17 protein-coding genes are annotated in these 16,090 nt (G+C 69.6%); 4 read left to right on the forward strand and 13 right to left on the reverse strand.

The window, feature by feature from the left end:
* Window positions 1-39: 39 nt before the first annotated feature.
* Window positions 40-435 (forward strand): hypothetical protein, encoded by a 396-nt coding sequence (locus tag QIY60_RS20495; RefSeq protein WP_266978920.1) that lies wholly within the window; start codon window positions 40-42, stop codon window positions 433-435.
* 87 nt (window positions 436-522) lie between these two features.
* Here the strand turns inward: QIY60_RS20495 and QIY60_RS20500 are convergent, their stop codons facing one another.
* The 7 genes from QIY60_RS20500 to QIY60_RS20530 all read right to left on the reverse strand — a co-directional run bounded on the left by QIY60_RS20500 (window position 523) and on the right by QIY60_RS20530 (window position 8,416).
* Window positions 523-2,037 carry a DUF1996 domain-containing protein gene (locus QIY60_RS20500; protein WP_283143728.1) on the reverse strand — a complete coding sequence of 505 codons (1,515 nt, stop codon included), beginning with the start codon at window positions 2,035-2,037 and terminating at the stop codon, window positions 523-525.
* Window positions 2,038-2,153: 116 nt separating this feature from the next.
* Window positions 2,154-3,299 (reverse strand): methyltransferase, encoded by a 1,146-nt coding sequence (locus tag QIY60_RS20505; protein WP_283146015.1) that lies wholly within the window; start codon window positions 3,297-3,299, stop codon window positions 2,154-2,156.
* A 209-nt stretch (window positions 3,300-3,508) separates the two neighbouring features.
* Entirely contained in the window at window positions 3,509-4,156 is a 648-nt protein-coding gene (locus tag QIY60_RS20510) for a response regulator transcription factor (RefSeq protein WP_283143729.1), read from the reverse strand.
* A complete protein-coding gene (locus QIY60_RS20515; RefSeq protein ID WP_283143730.1) occupies window positions 4,141-5,406 on the reverse strand; it encodes a sensor histidine kinase in 1,266 nt (421 codons plus the stop codon). Before QIY60_RS20515 ends, QIY60_RS20510 begins: the two co-directional genes overlap by 16 nt.
* Before the next feature lie 199 nt (window positions 5,407-5,605).
* A complete protein-coding gene (locus tag QIY60_RS20520) occupies window positions 5,606-6,190 on the reverse strand; it encodes a winged helix-turn-helix domain-containing protein (protein WP_283143731.1) in 585 nt (194 codons plus the stop codon).
* A gap of 372 nt (window positions 6,191-6,562) precedes the next feature.
* The gene (gene glnII / locus QIY60_RS20525; RefSeq protein ID WP_283143732.1) at window positions 6,563-7,591 is read right to left on the reverse strand and encodes a glutamine synthetase; all 1,029 of its coding nucleotides are present in this window, start codon (window positions 7,589-7,591) and stop codon (window positions 6,563-6,565) included.
* Window positions 7,592-7,942: 351 nt separating this feature from the next.
* Window positions 7,943-8,416: a hypothetical protein gene (locus QIY60_RS20530; protein ID WP_283143733.1), complete on the reverse strand. Its 474-nt coding sequence runs from the start codon at window positions 8,414-8,416 to the stop codon at window positions 7,943-7,945.
* 215 nt (window positions 8,417-8,631) lie between these two features.
* Here QIY60_RS20530 and QIY60_RS20535 point away from each other — a divergent pair, with 215 nt between their 5' ends.
* A complete protein-coding gene (locus tag QIY60_RS20535) occupies window positions 8,632-9,171 on the forward strand; it encodes a carboxymuconolactone decarboxylase family protein (protein WP_283143734.1) in 540 nt (179 codons plus the stop codon).
* 16 nt (window positions 9,172-9,187) lie between these two features.
* Here QIY60_RS20535 and QIY60_RS20540 read toward each other — a convergent pair whose 3' ends face one another.
* Window positions 9,188-9,547, reverse strand: a complete 360-nt coding sequence (locus QIY60_RS20540) for an arsenate reductase family protein (RefSeq protein ID WP_283143735.1) — start codon at window positions 9,545-9,547, stop codon at window positions 9,188-9,190.
* A 184-nt stretch (window positions 9,548-9,731) separates the two neighbouring features.
* On the opposite strand from QIY60_RS20540, the gene QIY60_RS20545 reads away from it, so the two are divergent.
* Window positions 9,732-9,965, forward strand: coding sequence for a hypothetical protein (locus QIY60_RS20545; protein WP_283146016.1), 234 nt, complete (start codon window positions 9,732-9,734; stop codon window positions 9,963-9,965).
* A gap of 66 nt (window positions 9,966-10,031) precedes the next feature.
* On the opposite strand, the gene QIY60_RS20550 is transcribed toward QIY60_RS20545, so the two are convergent.
* Both QIY60_RS20550 and glnA read right to left on the reverse strand, forming a co-directional pair.
* Window positions 10,032-11,306, reverse strand: coding sequence for a phospholipase D-like domain-containing protein (locus tag QIY60_RS20550; RefSeq protein WP_283143736.1), 1,275 nt, complete (start codon window positions 11,304-11,306; stop codon window positions 10,032-10,034).
* A 211-nt stretch (window positions 11,307-11,517) separates the two neighbouring features.
* A complete protein-coding gene (glnA, locus tag QIY60_RS20555; RefSeq protein ID WP_283143737.1) occupies window positions 11,518-12,927 on the reverse strand; it encodes a type I glutamate--ammonia ligase in 1,410 nt (469 codons plus the stop codon).
* 242 nt (window positions 12,928-13,169) lie between these two features.
* On the opposite strand from glnA, the gene QIY60_RS20560 reads away from it, so the two are divergent.
* Window positions 13,170-13,637 (forward strand): RDD family protein, encoded by a 468-nt coding sequence (locus QIY60_RS20560; RefSeq protein ID WP_283143738.1) that lies wholly within the window; start codon window positions 13,170-13,172, stop codon window positions 13,635-13,637.
* A gap of 197 nt (window positions 13,638-13,834) precedes the next feature.
* Here QIY60_RS20560 and QIY60_RS20565 read toward each other — a convergent pair whose 3' ends face one another.
* The 3 genes from QIY60_RS20565 to lipA form a co-directional block, all read right to left on the reverse strand.
* Window positions 13,835-14,533 carry a DUF4191 domain-containing protein gene (locus QIY60_RS20565; protein ID WP_283143739.1) on the reverse strand — a complete coding sequence of 233 codons (699 nt, stop codon included), beginning with the start codon at window positions 14,531-14,533 and terminating at the stop codon, window positions 13,835-13,837.
* A gap of 19 nt (window positions 14,534-14,552) precedes the next feature.
* On the reverse strand, window positions 14,553-14,756 hold the full coding sequence (locus QIY60_RS20570; RefSeq protein WP_190088677.1) for a hypothetical protein: 204 nt from the start codon (window positions 14,754-14,756) through the stop codon (window positions 14,553-14,555).
* A 262-nt stretch (window positions 14,757-15,018) separates the two neighbouring features.
* Window positions 15,019-16,008, reverse strand: a complete 990-nt coding sequence (lipA, locus tag QIY60_RS20575; RefSeq protein WP_283143740.1) for a lipoyl synthase — start codon at window positions 16,006-16,008, stop codon at window positions 15,019-15,021.
* Window positions 16,009-16,090 lie beyond the last annotated feature (82 nt).

Here is a 16,090-nt window from a genome sequence, read left to right on the forward strand (position 1 = left end):
TGCCCACGGGGAGAGGGTGGTTGAGGGCACGATGGAGGCATGCGCACTCTTGTACGAGCGGCCCTGGTGACCGCGGTCGTGACCCTAGCCGCGGGCTGCGGCGGGCACGGCCACGACGCGCCGAAGACGGCCGGCGGAACCCTCGAACAGATCGCGGCCCAGGCCGCCTGCAAGCCGAAGATCTCCACGAACGCGGCCGAGCTGCGACAGGCCAACTGCGACACTGCGGACGGCCGCTACGTCCTGGCGACCTTCGCCACGGACCGCGGCCAGCGGGAGTGGATCAACGGCGCCAAGGACTACGGCGGCGCCTATCTGGTGGGCCGCAAGTGGGTCGCCGTCGGCGACGAGAACGTGGTCAACGCGCTGCGCGGCCGGCTCGGTGGCAGTGTCGAGACCGGGACCAACCATTCCGGACACCACCACATGAGCTGACCGCGCAGGGGATGCTCCCCCGGGTGGGGTGACCCGGGGGAGCCAATCAGGGGGAGCGGGTTTCCAGGCGCGTGCGCGCCCTGTCGGTCAGGCGCAGCTGCGCCCCGTGTTGATGCAGGTCACCGCCTTCCTCATCAGCTGATCGCTGAAGACGTTGATGAAGTCACCGTGATCGGTGACGGGCTTGTGGAGCTGCTCGGGGAACGAGTCGACGGCGAACCCGGGGCCCGGCGGCACGGCGTACACGATCCGCTGCTGGAGCTGCGGGATCGCCTTGAAGCCGCGCGGGCACGCACCGTTCCTGCCCGCGAAGGCGACGTGCGTCCGGTGGTTCGCGCTGTCCGTGTTCTTTCCGTCCCAGCAGCTCTGGAAATTGAAGGTGCGGACGACTTTGCTGCCCTGGGGGCAGATCGGGTATTTGTCCTTGAGCTGGCGGTTCTCGAATCCGGTGCAGCTCCAGGACGCGTTGGCATTCGCGTTCCCGTTGGTGAAGGCCTTGGCGTCGCCGGTGATGATCCGCAGAAAGCGCGGCATCGCGGTGACCTTGCTGACGGGATTCCCGGCGAACTTGATCGTGACCTGGACGGGCGTCTGGATCTTTCCGACGTTCTTGTCCTTGCCGCCGCCGTCCGCATTGGCGTCGTTCTCGTTCTGGCCGTTCTGAAGGCGGATCACGGGCCAGTAATACGTGGACTTGTCGCCCTGATTGCGGCAGCTCGTACCGCCGTTGGCCAGATCGGCGTCGCTGGCGAAGGCGTCGTTCGCCTGGTTTCCGACATAGTCGTGCATATGGTGGGCGCCATTGCTCACACCGGGCGCGACGATGACGTTGTCCGGATTCCGTTTGGCGTTCTGGTTGACGCCGCAACTACTGGTGAAGAGACCGGTCGAGCCGTTGCGCTGGATTTGGGGGGCCCGTACGTTCGGCCGTACGGAACGGATGTCGACGAAGTCGCTCTTCGCGGGCCCGTTCCCGACGCCCTGCGCCTGACCACCGGCGCCCTGGCCCTGACCTTGGCCCTGGCCTTGCTGTCCCTGGCCCTGGCCGCTCTGGTTCTGCCATTGGCCCTGACCCTGGTTTTGGCCCTGGGCCTGTCCGGCCGCCTGGGCGGCTCCCTGGCCGCCTGTGCCGTTGTCGTCGGCGCGCAGGGTGCAGGGGGCGAGCCCCTGCATTCCCTGCGGCTGCTGTCCGCCGCCGCGGCCCACGGCGCCGGTGATCCGGTCCAGCGACGCCGTCCGCTTGTCCTTCAGCGGATCCAGTACGACCTGCTGGGCGTACCCGGGATCCCGGTCGACGCGGTCCTTGTTCGAGGCGAACTTCTCGTATGCGTCGGTGATCTGCGTATCAATGGCGGCCAGTTCGCGATCCACCTCGGGGCGGGCCGCATCCGGCACGTCCGGCAGGTTGTTGGACACGTCCGGGCAGTCGATCGTCGACAAATTCCGCACCGGGGCGGCCCGCACCTGGGCCTTCCCCGGGTCGTCACTCGCCGAGGCGTACACATTCACCGCGACAAGGCCGCCCCCACCGATGAAGAGTGCCGCGGCGGCCATCGTCATCCGCCGGGGGAAGGTCGGCCGTTTTCGTATTGAGCGTCCCATGGAACTCCTTCGCTTGAAGCAGCGCGTCGTTCCATACGCATGGGGCACGTGGGGCGTTCAACGCCCCGGCTATTTCGTAGGTATCTCCAGGAACACCGGTCGGCCGGGTCGGACGTTCAGCGCTTGACCGCGCGCAGCACCACGAACTTCGGGTCGCTGGCGACGAGTTCGCTGTTGCCGAAGAGCCGCTCCAGCTTGAGGTGGTAGCCCAGGTGGCGGTTGCCCACGACCCACAACTCGCCGCCCGGGCGCAGCGCTTCGCGCGCGTCCGTGAACATCCGCGTGGAGGTGCGGTCCGTGGTCGCCTGATGGGTGTGGAACGGCGGGTTGTTGAGCACCAGGTCGGCCGAGCCCGGCGGGAACCCGCTCAGCCCGTCGCCGAGCCGGAACTCGGCGTCGGCCTCCCGGGCCGCGCCCGCGCACAGCCGGAACGTCGCCCGCGCCGAGGCGATCGCCTGGTGCGACTCGTCCGTGAACACCACCGTCGCCTCGGGGTTGGCCAGCGCCGCCGCCGTACCCACGATGCCGTTGCCGCAGCCGAGGTCGACGACCCGGTCCGGGCCGGAGCGGGCGGGCATGTGCTGGAGCAGGAAGCGGGTGCCGATGTCGAGGCGGTCGGCGCAGAACACGCCCGCGTAGTTGGTGACGGCGAGCCCGGAGGCCGGGCCGATGCCCATCTCCAGGGAGTACGTCAGCGGCCACGGGTTCACCGGCCGGGCGAGCTCCGGGTCCGGCTCGCAGAAGATCAGCCGGGCCTTCTTCTCGGCCAGCGAGGTCCTCGTCGGGCCGAGCAGCCGCTCGAAGAGGTTCAGCGTGGAGGTGTGGATGTCCTTCACCATGCCGGTGCCGACGACCACGGTGCCCGCGTGCACGCCCGGCGCGAGCCGGTGCAGCTGGTCCTCCAGGAGGGCCAGGCTCTTCGGCACGCGCACCAGCAGCACGTCCACCCGGGCCGGCGGCTCGTCGTGGGTGGAGAGCAGCGTGACGGAGTCCTCCGCCACCCCCGCCCGCGCCAGGTTCGCCCGGGTCGCCTCCTGGCCCAGGAAGGACTCGCTGATCTGCGTGAGCGAGCCCGCCCCCCGGGCCGCCAGCGCGGTCGTCAGGGCGCCCCACCGGTCGCCGAGGGCCACCACGGACCCGGAGAGGTCCGTGTCCTCCAGGTGCCGCAGCAGATACTCGTCGGCGGCGTCCCAGGCCCGCAGCTGGTCGCGCGGGTCCTCGGGAAAACGGGTCAGGTCGTACTCGCCCCAGGGCGTGGTCATACGGTTCATTGCGGCCAGGCTAACCCGCCGGGGGCCGCGTGCCGCGCCACCCACGCGCGAGACTGCGGCTGGGGGCGTCCAGGACGGTCCATCGCGGTCCCGGCCCACGCCAACCCGCTAGGGGCGCGGGGCTGTGACATGTGCGGCTCCGCCGCGTGGGCGCGCCCAGCCCCTACGGTCCGCAGCCGAACGCCCGACCAGAGAACAGCTCACCCGCGCTCAAGGTAAGCAAGCACAGCCAGCACCCGCCGATTGTCATCATCGGAGACGGGCAGGCCGAGCTTCGCGAAGATGTTGGACGTGTGCTTGGCGATGGCCCGCTCGGTGACGGTGAGCTGCTGCGCGATCGCCGCATTGGACCGCCCCTGGGCCATCAGCTCCATCACCTCCAGCTCGCGCGGAGTGAGCCCGGCCACCGGCGAGTCCCGCACCTTGCGGGAGAGGAGCTGCGAGATCACCTGAGGATCCATCGCCGTGCCGCCGCCCGCCACCCGCCGCACCGCGTCCACGAACTGCTCCGCGTCGAAGACCCGGTCCTTGAGGAGGTAGCCGACCCCGCCGTTCCCGTCGGCGAGCAGCTCGCGCGCGTACAGCTGCTCCACGTGCTGCGACAGGACCAGGACCGGCAGCCCCGGCCGGGCCCGCCGGGCGGCCAGCGCGCACTGCAGGCCCTCGTCGGTGTGGGTGGGCGGCAGCCGTACGTCGACGATCGCCACCTCGGGGTCCAACTCGGCCAGCGCCTTGGTCAGTTCGGGCCCGCTCTCGACCGCCGCGAGGATCTCGAAGTCGAACGCCTCAAGCAGCCGTACGAGCCCGTCGCGGAGCAGGAAGAGGTCTTCGGCTAGGACAACGCGCAAGGAATCTCCATGGTCACCATGGTGGGGCCGCCCACGGGACTACTGACGGCCAGGACGCCGTCGAATGTACCCAGTCGCCGCTCCAGACCGCTCAGCCCCGAGCCGCCGCCCACCCGGGCCCCGCCGCGCCCGTCGTCGGTGACCGAGATCCGCAGCGCCCCGCTCCCGTACGAGAGGTCGACCCAGATCCGGTCGGCCCGCGCGTGCTTGACGGCGTTGGTGAGGACTTCGCTGACCGCGAAGTACGCGGCCGACTCGACCGGTGCGTCCGCGCGCCCGGCCGGCAGCTCCACGTCGACCTCGACCGGCACCGGCAGGCGCAGCGCCAGGGCGCGCACCGCGTCCCCGAGGCCCCGCTCGGCGAGGACCGGCGGGTGGATGCCCCGGACCAGGTCGCGCAGTTCGGTGAGCGCCTCGGCGGACGACTCGCGCGCCTTGGCGAGCAGCGCCTTGGCCTGCGCGGGGTCCTTCTCGATCAGCGCCTCCACGGTGCCCAGGCTCATGCCCACGGCGACCAGCCGGGCCTGCGCCCCGTCGTGCAGGTCGCGCTCGATGCGGCGCAGTTCGGCGGCCGAGGTGTCCACGGCGTCGTGCCGGGTCTCGGTGAGGCGCTCCACCCGCAGGGCGAGCGCCTGCTCCCGGGTGGGGGAGAGCAGCGACCTGGCGATCGTGAAGTTGGCCCTGATCAGCGCCGGGTTCACGAACAGGCCGAGGACGGCGTACGCGAATCCGAGGACGGCCGCCAGGTTGGCCGTCGGCTGCGAGGTGATGTGGACGAAGGTGAACCACAGGCCGCCGCCCGCGTCGTCGATCGGCTTCCAGACGCCCGCCGCGAGCACCACGCCCCACACGCTGTAGAGGAGCAGCGCGGGTGCCAGGAGGGCGATGACGGCGCCCGCCGTCATGTCGACGAGCAGCCACTCCAGGTCGCGCCAGGTCGCCGGGTCCTTCAGGAGCGACCCGCACCGCTCCACCGCGCCGAGCACCCCGGCCCGCTCGCGGGGGAGCGGCCGGTACGGCACGGCGATCTCCATCCCCAGCCACTCCCGGGCCAGGGAGCGGCGCCGGTTGGCGTACACCCGTACCGCGTCGAGCACGACCGGGGTGGTGAACACGCCCACGCCGACGGGGATCAGGGCGATCGACACGGTGGTCAGGGTGAACAGGAGGATCCCGACGGCCATGGCGCTCGTCGAGAGGCCGAACCCCCGGCCACCGGCGAGCAGCCCCGCCCTTGTGCGCGTCACCATCGTCCTCGTCCCCCTTCACGGGCCCCCGCGTACTTGCGGATCCCATTCTCGCCGCGCCGCACGGGCGCGGTCACGGGGCCGGTCCCCCCGGCCGGGGTGTACCTACCACCACCCCTGACCTCCCAGTTTGCCGGAAAAGGGGGCGCCCCCGGCACGGCGGTCCGTGCCGGGGGCGGCCCGGTGAGCGCGTACGGGCGGATCAGGGCGCGTACTTGTACCCGACCCGCCGCACCGTCTGGATCGCGTAGCGGTGCTGGGTGCCGAGCTTGCGGCGCAGCCGGGCGACGTGGACGTCCACGGTCCGGCCGTCGCCGACGTGGCCGTACCCCCACACCGTGGTCACCAACTGGTCGCGGGTGTGCACCCGCTGGGGGTGCGCCACCAGATGGGCGAGCAGCTCGAATTCGAGGTACGTGAGGTCGAGCACGCGCCCGTCGACCTCGGCGGTCCGGCGGACCGCGTCGATGCGCACGAGCGCGTCGCCGGCCGCCGCGTCCGCGTCGGGCTCCTCGGCCACCGGGTCGGGCGCGGCGGCGAGCAGCGGCTGCTGGTCGGCCGGGACGAGCACCAGGTAGCCGACCATCGGCGGGTGGCCGGGCAGCGCGGGCAGGGTGTGCTGGGGCGCGGGCAGCCAAGTGGCGCCCGGCGGAAGGAAGTCGACGACCGTGCCGGTGGCGGCCACCTCGTCGCGGTCGACGGCACGGAGTCGATGGCGTCCCAGGGGTACGGGACCGGGGCGGGCAGCGGTCGCAGCGGAGGCGGAGAAGGTACGGGCGTTCGCCATGAGAGGTCAGCTCTTTCGCGCGGAGTCGTCGGCAGGGGACGTACGTCGTTGCGCGCGGGCCGAAGGCCTTCGATGAGGGGAGGCTTTAGAGGGCCGGCGCGTTCATCGCGCGGCAACACACCCGGTCGAAGTCGTGGTCCTGACGAGACGGCCAGAACGGCTCTAGGTCGCTGCGACCTGTCGCGGGGTTCGGGTAGCTGGCCATGGGCCCATTCAACCAGATCCTCCCGGCACTGAGCAGCGCCCTCCCACAGTCTGATACGGAACCTTGGCACTCGGTGACCGGAACTCACCGTCCCGCAACGCCCGGAGGGCGCCCACCGCGTGTGCGGTGGGCGCCCTCCGGGACGGTTCCTGCGGGCCGGTTCCGGCTCAGACCTGGCCGGCCTTCTCCAGGCCGGTGCAGCAGGTCTCGACGATCAGCCGGGTCACGACGTACGGGTCGACGTTGGCGTTCGGGCGGCGGTCCTCGATGTAGCCCTTCTTGTCCACCTCGACCTGCCACGGGATGCGGACGGAGGCGCCGCGGTTGGAGACGCCGTACGAGTACTCGTTCCACGGGGCGGTCTCGTGCAGGCCGGTGAGGCGGTCGTCGATGCCCGCGCCGTAGTTCTTGACGTGGTCCATCGGCTTGGAGCCCTCGCCGAGCGACTCGCACGCGGTGATGATCGCGTCGTAGCCCTCGCGCATGGCCTTGGTGGAGAAGTTGGTGTGCGCGCCCGCGCCGTTCCAGTCGCCCTTGACCGGCTTGGGGTCGAGGGTGGCGGAGACGTTGAACTCCTCGGCGGTGCGGTAGAGCAGCCAGCGCGCGACCCACAGCTGGTCGGAGACCTCCAGGGGGCCGACCGGGCCGACCTGGAACTCCCACTGGCCGGGCATGACCTCGGCGTTGATGCCGGAGATGCTCAGGCCCGCGGCGAGGCAGTGGTCGAGGTGCTTCTCGACGATCTCGCGGCCGAAGATCTCGTCGGCGCCGACACCGCAGTAGTAGCCGCCCTGCGCGGCCGGGAAGCCGCCGACCGGGAAGCCCAGCGGACGGGCGCCGTCGAAGAACGTGTACTCCTGCTCGATGCCGAAGATCGGCTCCTGCGCGGCGAACCGCTCGGCGAGGGGGCGCAGCAGCGCGCGCGTGTTGGACTCGTGCGGGGTGCCGTCGATGTCGAAGACCTCGCACAGGACGAGGACGTTGTCGCCGCCGCGGATCGGGTCCGGACACGAGAAGACCGGCTTCAGCACGCGGTCGGAGGCATGGCCCTCGGCCTGGTTGGTGGAGGAGCCGTCGAAACCCCACACCGGCAGCTCGGTCCCGTCCGGCGTGCCCGCGATGATCTTGGTCTTCGAGCGGAGCTTGGCGGTCGGCTCGGTGCCGTCGATCCAGATGTACTCAGCCTTGAACGTCACGGAAGCCATCCTTTGCGGGAGCTGCTGGTGGTGCGGGAGCCGGTGGGGCGCCGTGCGGGGCACCGCGGCTGTTGCGGGCAGCCTCACACCCCGGGATTTCCCGTCCGTTGCCCGTTTGTGAACCCGGTGTTACTCAGGTTTCGTTCGTAACCGACGATTTGCGTTTTTGGCCCGGGTTTTGTCTGCGGGTGAGTGGTGGGTTGCTCGCGCAGTTCCCCGTGCCCCTGAGATGCGCCCCTTCGGGGCGCCCAGGGGATTGCCGCGGAGCGGCACTTTTAGGGGCGCGGGGAACTGCGCGACCAGCCACCCACGGTCCGCAGACGAACGCGAAGGGGGCGGCGACCGGCCGGGTTATTTGATGACGGCGTTCGCCCCCGCGATGAGCAGCCCGATCGCCGCGTCCGCGCCCCCGATGAGCGCGGCGGACCGGCGCCGATAGCCCTCCCGCAGCGCGGCGAACGTGCCCCAGCCGAACAGCAGCGCCGTGTTGAGCATCAGCCCCGCGCTGGTGACGTCCTTCTCCGCCCAGCCCGCGAGCCCGGAGACGACGAGCAGCAGCACGGTCGGCATACAGGCGATGATCACCGGCCACTCGTCGGCGAGCGTCACACCGAGCCGTCGCCAGCGCTGGGTGCCGCCGTTCTGCCGGTGGGACGACATGTGGTGCGCGTAGGCGTGGGCGAGCGCGGCGGTGCCGGCGGTCACCAGGATCCAGGCGGCGTTGTAGTACGGGGTGAACGGTGTGCCCTCGCTGTGCAGCGCCGCGAGCAGCGCGCTGCTCAGGACCGTCCCGTACACGCCGCCGAACAGCCAGTTCTGCTGCATGGGGACTCCCTGCGGGGTGCGGGTGGGGAAGCCTCCAAGGTAGGCGAGGGTTTCGGGGGTGATCGTCCCCGTTAAGTACGAAATATTTCGCCCGAAAGTATGACAACGGGAGAGGCGGGCCGGGCTCGGAGGCGGCCTCGCGGGCCAAGCAAAATTGACCCACCTTTTCGCCACGGAAATGCACCTGTGGACCGGTCGCCCGCCCCCGTAGATTAATGATCATGACGACGACGCAGATCGCCCCGAGGACCACCGACACCGCCGACATCACCGAGACCATCGCCCGGGCCGCCGCCCAGAACCCCGTACGGATCGACTTCGCCAAGGCGAACCCGAAGGCGTTCAAGGCGATCATCGCCCTCAACATCGCGGCGACCGAGCACCTCGACCCCGCCCTGGTGGAGCTGGTGCAGATACGGGCCTCGCAGATCAACAACTGCGCGTACTGCCTCCACATGCACGTCAGCGACGCGCACAAGGCGGGCGAGAACCCGGAGCGCCTGCACATGGTGGGCGTGTGGCGCGAGGCCCCGCACTTCTTCACGCCGCAGGAGCGCGCGGCGCTCGCCCTCACCGAGTCGGTCACGCTGATCGCGGACGGCGAGGTGAGCGACGAGGTGTTCGAGGAGGCGGCCGAGGAGTTCAGCGAGCAGGAGCTCGGCGGGCTGCTCGCGCTGATCTTCACGATCAACACGTGGAACCGCCTGAACGTCACCGCGCGGAAGGTGGCGGGGACGGACGAGCGGGTGCGCTAGGCCAGGCGCAGGGGCCTCACCGGGAGAGCGCGTCCCGTACCGCCTCCTCGGTGCGGCCCACCACGGCCGTACCGTCCTCCGCCGTGATGATGGGCCGCTGGATCAGCTTGGGGTGCGCGGCGAGCGCCGCGGTCCAGCGGTCGCGCGAGGCGGCCTCGCGCGGCCACTCCTTGAGCCCGAGCTCCTTCGCGTCGGCTTCCTGGGTGCGCGTGATGTCCCACGGTTCGAGGCCGAGCCGTTCGAGTACGGCCCGGATCTCGTCCTCGGACGGCACGTCCTCCAGGTAGCGGCGGACGGTGTACGAGGCGCCTTCCGCGTCGAGCAGCTGGATGGCGCTGCGGCACTTGGAACAGGCGGGGTTGATCCAGATCTCCATGGGGCCCAAGGTACCGCCGATACGCCCGTGACCAGCTCAAAGACCCCTCGGTCAACGGCGATTGTCAGTGGTGGGCAGTAAAATTGAGGCAGTTCGAGAGGGTTCCCGACTGCCCAGGAGGATGCCCATGGCCGCTGCCGTACTGACTTCGCGCGCCCCGCAACAGCTGTCCCTGATATCCCTGATGTCCCTGAAAAAGGTGCCGCTGCCCGCCGGGCGTCCGCGGGTGTGGTACGAGACGCACAACAGGCGCCTCAAAGCGATGCGCCTGGCCATCGCGCTGCTCGACACGGGTGTGTACCAGCCGGAGCACGCGCCCAACCGCAAGATACGGAGCACGGCGGAGCTGATCGGAGTGCACCCGCCGTCCGACACGACGTGCCGGATGGTCCGGGCGCTGATCCGCTCCGGCCGCTGACGAGCGAGTGCCGCGCCCCTTCACGGACCGGGGGCGCGGCACTTCACCAGGCTTCTCTTCAGCTCTTCAGCAGGTGGCGGCGGCGCCGTTGGCGGGCTGGTGCGTGGTCGCGGCGCGCAGCTGGTTGAAGTTGGCCACGTACGAGTCGAACACGGTGCTGTCCTCCAGCTGGAGCATGGTCTCGTCGCTCTGCCGCAGCGAGTTCCCGCTCCAGTTGTGGCTGCCGGTCCACAGGACCTTGCGGTCCGGGGTGTTGTAGTAATTCCCCTCCACCAGCAGGTACTTGTCGTGGATCCAGGTGGAGTCGGCCTGGCAGTAGTACTTGGTGATGACCCCGCCGTACACACTGGAGGTCTTCTTCAGCAGCGTCTCAAGCGACTGCTTCTCCAGCGCGCTGTCCGGGTTGTACGTCTCGGAGACCTCGACGTAGCACCCCTGCGCGTCGAGCTCGGCGAGCCGGTCGGCGAGGTAGGGCCGACTGAAGATGGTCATGCTGACCCGGATGCGGGTGCGGTGGTTGTCGGTCGTGCCGTACTTGGAGTTGCCGAAGCACTTCACGTTGTCGAGCACCGTGGCGACGGTGTCCTCGGACGGGTCGTTGTAGGGCGCCCCGTTGCTCTCGGCGCGCGGATAGAAGTGCGCCTTGGCGTTGCCGGAGGCGACGGGGGGCCGCCCGGTGGAGTAGTAGTCGTTGTTGGCGCGCCGGGCGCGCAGATCGTCGAAGTACCCGTTGTAGGCGGCGTAAATCCCCTCATTCCCCACCAACACAAGGGCGTTGTTCCACCCCTTGGTCCCGTCCCGTCCGACGTGCAGGTTGGCGGAGGACTGGACGACGACGTTCGGGGTGGAGCCGGTCTGCGAGAGCAGCAGGAACTTGTTGTGGTTGATGGCGTTGACGGTCCCGAGCGCCCGCGTACCGACGCACCCGCGCCCGGCCCCGCAGCTCATCACCCAAGACGACTTGCCCGTATCCCCACCGAGCTCGGCCAGCAGACTCTTGTACGGGGCCATGCCCACGGCCTTCTCGTCGAAGATCGCCTGCACGTCGACGCCCCGCTGATGGGCGGCGATCAGCGCGTCGGGCAGGGCCGGATCGTCGGCGTAGAACATGGCCAGCCGTATCCGCGCCCCGGCGGGCGCCCCCGCTATGAGCTCCACCTGCCGCGCCACCACGGCCTGCTGCTCGGCGACGGTCCCGACGGGGTTGTTGAAGACGGCCTGCGTGGTGACGGGGGCCGAGGCGGCGACGTCCGCCGAGGCGGTGGTGGCCTGGGCGGTGAGGGTTGACGCGAACAGGGCGGCGGCCAGGGCGGCGGTGCGGAGGGCGGGGCGGGGGCGCAAAGGGGTTCCTCTCGGACGTGATCGGATCCGACCAGGTCGTCACTTGATCGGCAGCGGCCCGATCTTGCCAAGAAGAGCCAGGGAAGGTCGAGTTCACGCCCACACCGCCCCCGATTGCCGACACGCAAGAGGCCCTGCCGCTCCCCCGGGAGGGAGCGGCAGGGCCTCTTGCGTACTCAGACGCGCTCAGGCGCGCGACATCCGGTCCGGCCTAGATGTCGAAGTAAAGCTCGAACTCATGCGGGTGCGGGCGCAGCTGGATCGGGGCGATTTCCGAGGTGCGCTTGTAGTCGATCCACGTCTCGATCAGGTCGGACGTGAAGACGCCGCCCGCCTGGAGGTACTCGTTGTCGGCCTCCAGGGCCTCCAGTACCGCCGGGAGGGAGGTCGGGACCTGGGGGACGCCCGCGTGCTCCTCGGGGGCGAGCTCGTAGAGGTCCTTGTCGATCGGCTCGGCCGGCTCGATCTTGTTCTTGATGCCGTCGAGGCCCGCGAGGAGGAGCGCCGAGAAGGCGAGGTACGGGTTCGAGGACGGGTCCGGGGCGCGGAACTCGACGCGCTTCGCCTTCGGGTTCGAGCCCGTGATCGGGATGCGCATCGCGGCCGAGCGGTTGCGCTGCGAGTAGACCAGGTTGACCGGGGCCTCGAAGCCGGGGACCAGGCGGTGGTAGGAGTTCACCGTCGGGTTGGTGAAGGCGAGCAGCGAGGGGGCGTGCTTGAGGATGCCGCCGATGTAGTAGCGGGCGGTGTCCGACAGGCCCGCGTAGCCCTGCTCGTCGTAGAAGAGCGGCTCGCCGCCGGTCCACAGGGACTGGTGGACGTGCATGCCCGAGCCGTTGTCGCCGAAGATCGGCTTCGGCATGAAGGTCGCGGTCTTGCCGTTGCGCCACGCGACGTTCTTCACGATGTACTTGAAGAGCATCAGGTCGTCGGCCGCGGCCAGCAGCGTGTTGAACTTGTAGTTGATCTCCGCCTGGCCGGCCGTGCCCACCTCGTGGTGCTGGCGCTCGACCTGGAGGCCGGACTTCTCCAGCTCCAGGGAGATCTCGGCACGCAGGTCGGCGAAGTGGTCGACCGGCGGGGCCGGGAAGTAGCCGCCCTTGTAGCGGACCTTGTAGCCGCGGTTGTCCTCGACCGCACCGGTGTTCCAGGCGCCCGCCTCGGAGTCGATGTGGTAGAAGCCCTCGTTCGCGGTGGTGGCGAAGCGCACGCTGTCGAAGACGTAGAACTCGGCCTCGGGGCCGAAGTACGCCGTGTCCGCGATGCCGGTCGACGCGAGGTAGGCCTCGGCCTTCTTGGCGATGTTGCGCGGGTCGCGGCTGTACTGCTCACCCGTGATCGGGTCGTGGATGAAGAAGTTGATGTTCAGCGTCTTGTCACGGCGGAAGGGGTCCAGGCGCGCGGTCGACAGGTCGGCGCGCAGCGCCATGTCGGACTCGTGGATGGCCTGGAAGCCGCGGATCGACGAGCCGTCGAAGGCCAGCTCCTCGGACGGGTCGAACGCCGTCGCCGGAATCGTGAAGTGCTGCATCACGCCGGGAAGGTCACAGAACCGGACGTCGACCATCTTGACGTCGTTGTCCTTGATGAACTTCTTGGCGTCGTCGGCGTTCTGGAACATCCAACTCCTCCTACTCCCGTCCGGGGGAGACGGGGTTGTAGCTCGTTGTGCGGCCAGTGCGGTGGCACACGCTGGGCCTGACCATAGGCAGGCGGGATTTCTCAAGCGTGACCCGTTTGTTTCGCCCAAGTTAACCGGGGCCCGGGTAGGCGGCGCATCAAGACCCGTATAAATGGGATAAACACAGCCCTCTTGGCCATCCCGGCGGCAGGGCTTCGCACACCGGCCGGTACCGTGGAAGCGTGGACAACAGGCAAGCAATCGGATCATGGCTCTCCGGGCCCAAGGCGGCGGCCGAGGAGATGGGCGTCGACTTCGGTTACCGCGGCGAACAGCTCGGGCTGCCGGAGGAGGGGCCGGGCGCCATCGCCCCCCTGGGTCGGCGCTTCGGCGCCATCTTCGTCGACTGGTCGGTGAGCGCCCTGATCGCATACGGGCTGCTCGCGCACCGCAGTCTCCACCTCACCAACAACTGGGCGCTCGTCGTCTTCCTGGTGATGAGCATCCTGACCGTCGGCACGGTCGGGTTCACCCCCGGCAAGCGCCTCCTGGGCCTGCGCCTGATCGCCGAGGGCGGCGGCCGCCTGAGCTTCCCGCGCTCGCTCCTGCGCAGCGTCCTGCTCTGCCTCGCCGTCCCGGCCCTGATCTGGGACCGAGACGGCCGAGGCCTCCACGACCGCTTGGCGCGAGCGATTCAAGTCCGGATCTAGCTTCGTACGTGCCTTGAGGAGCGCCCCTAAGGGGCGCGGGGAACTGCGCGACCAGCCACGCACGGCCCGCAGCCGAACGCACTCCCAGCGCGGAGCGCACAGTCCGGTATGCAACGGACAGTCCCGTACGCACGGAAAAGGGGCGGCCCGGACCACTCGGTCCCGGCCGCCCCTTCCCCGTCCGCCCCAGCGGAGCGTCAGCGCGCCTTCCCGCCGCGCGGCATCCGCATCCCCTTGGGCATCGGCCCCTTGGGAAGCGGCATGTTGCTCATCAGGTCGCCCATCGCGCGCAGCCGGTCGTTGGCCGCGGTGACCTGCGGCCCCGCCAGGACGCGCGGGAGCTTCAGCAGTGTGGTGCGGAGCTTCTTCAAGGGCACCTGGCCCTCTCCGTCGCCGACCATCACGTCGTGGACGGGGACGTCCACCACGATCCGCGCCATCTTCTTCTTCTCGGCCGCCAGCAGCGACTTCACCCGGTTCGGGTTGCCCTCGGCCACCAGCACGATGCCGGCCTTGCCGACCGCCCGGTGCACGACGTCCTGGCTGCGGTTCATCGCCACCGCCGGGGTCGTCGTCCAGCCGCGGCCGATGTTCTGGAGCACCGCGGCCGCGGCCCCCGGCTGTCCTTCCATCTGCCCGAAGGCAGCGCGCTCGGCACGGCGTCCGAAGACGATCGCCATGGCGAGGAAGGCCAGCAGGAAGCCGAGAATGCCCAGGTAGATGGGGTGGTCGATCCAGAACCCGAGCGCGAGGAAGACACCGAAGGTGACGATTCCCACTGCCGCGACGACGAGACCGACCTTCGAGTCGGCCTTGCGGGTCATCTTGTACGTCAGGGCGATCTGCTTCAGTCGCCCGGGGTTCGCAGTAGTGTCTGCGTTTTCCTTCCTCGCCATGAACTGAAGTTTACGTGGCCTAGGACCGACGGCTAGCCACGGCCTCCAGTACGTGCTGCGCCTCGGTCCGGTCCTTGGCCCGGCGGCGGTCCTCCAGGACCGCGGTCCAGGCGTTGCGGCGGGCGGTGCGCTGGCCCGCGCCCATGAGGAAGGACTCCATGGCGCGCAGTGCGTCGGTGACGGACGGGAGCGCGGTGGCGCGTACGGTCGTCGCGGACTGCATCGTGAGGTCCTCCCCAGGACGGGAACCGGATACGGAACGAACGGGGCGTGCGCGCGGGCTCACGTCCGGGGGCGTGCGCGGTGCGTGAATCCAGCGTCACTGACAGGTGTTACCAGGGCGTGTCCGAACGGTCAAACACCAATGAAACCTTGACGCGCCCCGGTGAAACGCTGACGCGGCCCGTACACACCCTCTACCTGCGGGGGATGTACGGGCCGCGTCGATTCAGCCATTACCGGTTGGTAAGTCTTTGTGCGCGAATTCACACGCCGACTGCGGTGTCCTCCGTGGAGGCCGACGCCGAAACCGCCGCGCCCCGTCGCTCCATCGCCTGCTGGAAGAGCCGGCCCGCGCGGTACGAGGAGCGGACCAGCGGGCCCGACATCACACCGGAGAAGCCGATCTCGTCGGCCTCCTCCTTGAGCTCCACGAACTCCTGCGGCTTCACCCAGCGCTCCACGGGGTGGTGGCGCACCGACGGCCGCAGGTACTGCGTGATGGTGATCAGCTCGCAGCCAGCGTCGTGCAGGTGCTGGAGCGCCTCGCTGACCTCCTCGCGGGTCTCGCCCATGCCGAGGATCAGGTTCGACTTGGTCACCAGGCCGTAGTCGCGGGCCTTGGTGATGACGTCGAGCGAGCGCTCGTAACGGAAGCCGGGGCGGATCCGCTTGAAGATCCGGGGCACCGTCTCGACGTTGTGCGCGAAGACCTCGGGGCGGGACGAGAAGACCTCGGCCAGCTGCTCCGGCACCGCGTTGAAGTCGGGGGCGAGCAGCTCGACCTTGGTGCGGCCGTCGGCGCGGTCCGCCGTCTGCGCGTGGATCTGGCGCACGGTCTCCGCGTACAGCCAGGCGCCGCCGTCCGCCAGGTCGTCGCGGGCGACACCGGTGATCGTGGCGTAGTTCAGGTCCATGGTGACCACGGACTCGCCCACGCGGCGGGGCTCGTCGCGGTCCAGCGCCTCGGGCTTGCCCGTGTCGATCTGGCAGAAGTCGCAGCGCCGGGTGCACTGGTCGCCGCCGATGAGGAAGGTCGCCTCGCGGTCCTCCCAGCACTCGAAGATGTTGGGACAGCCCGCCTCCTGGCAGACCGTGTGCAGCCCCTCGCTCTTCACCAGGCTCTGCATCTTGGTGTACTCGGGGCCCATCTTCGCCCGGGTCTTGATCCACTCGGGCTTGCGCTCGATGGGGGTCTGGCTGTTCCGGACCTCCAGGCGCAGCATCTTGCGTCCGTCGGGTGCGACTGCGGACACGACGTGCTCCCTATGACTTCGATTCTTCGGCGGACACCAGGGTACGCCCGTTATTTGCGTGGCATTACGTCTGGCCAACCCA

Origin of the sequence: Streptomyces sp. BPTC-684 (assembly GCF_030028635.1) — a bacterium.
Taxonomy (GTDB): domain Bacteria; phylum Actinomycetota; class Actinomycetes; order Streptomycetales; family Streptomycetaceae; genus Streptomyces; species Streptomyces noboritoensis.

What these genes read in the sequence shown, in the direction of transcription:
- QIY60_RS20495 (WP_266978920.1), top strand. Translation starts at nt 40, where the DNA reads ATGCGCACTCTTGTACGAGCGGCCCTGGTGACCGCGGTCGTGACCCTA.
- QIY60_RS20500 (WP_283143728.1), bottom strand. Translation starts at nt 2,037, where the DNA reads ATGGGACGCTCAATACGAAAACGGCCGACCTTCCCCCGGCGGATGACG.
- QIY60_RS20505 (WP_283146015.1), bottom strand. Translation starts at nt 3,299, where the DNA reads ATGACCACGCCCTGGGGCGAGTACGACCTGACCCGTTTTCCCGAGGAC.
- QIY60_RS20515 (WP_283143730.1), bottom strand. Translation starts at nt 5,406, where the DNA reads ATGGTGACGCGCACAAGGGCGGGGCTGCTCGCCGGTGGCCGGGGGTTC.
- QIY60_RS20520 (WP_283143731.1), bottom strand. Translation starts at nt 6,190, where the DNA reads ATGGCGAACGCCCGTACCTTCTCCGCCTCCGCTGCGACCGCTGCCCGC.
- QIY60_RS20530 (WP_283143733.1), bottom strand. Translation starts at nt 8,416, where the DNA reads ATGCAGCAGAACTGGCTGTTCGGCGGCGTGTACGGGACGGTCCTGAGC.
- QIY60_RS20535 (WP_283143734.1), top strand. Translation starts at nt 8,632, where the DNA reads ATGATCATGACGACGACGCAGATCGCCCCGAGGACCACCGACACCGCC.
- QIY60_RS20540 (WP_283143735.1), bottom strand. Translation starts at nt 9,547, where the DNA reads ATGGAGATCTGGATCAACCCCGCCTGTTCCAAGTGCCGCAGCGCCATC.
- QIY60_RS20545 (WP_283146016.1), top strand. Translation starts at nt 9,732, where the DNA reads ATGTCCCTGAAAAAGGTGCCGCTGCCCGCCGGGCGTCCGCGGGTGTGG.
- glnA (WP_283143737.1), bottom strand. Translation starts at nt 12,927, where the DNA reads ATGTTCCAGAACGCCGACGACGCCAAGAAGTTCATCAAGGACAACGAC.
- QIY60_RS20565 (WP_283143739.1), bottom strand. Translation starts at nt 14,533, where the DNA reads ATGGCGAGGAAGGAAAACGCAGACACTACTGCGAACCCCGGGCGACTG.
- QIY60_RS20570 (WP_190088677.1), bottom strand. Translation starts at nt 14,756, where the DNA reads ATGCAGTCCGCGACGACCGTACGCGCCACCGCGCTCCCGTCCGTCACC.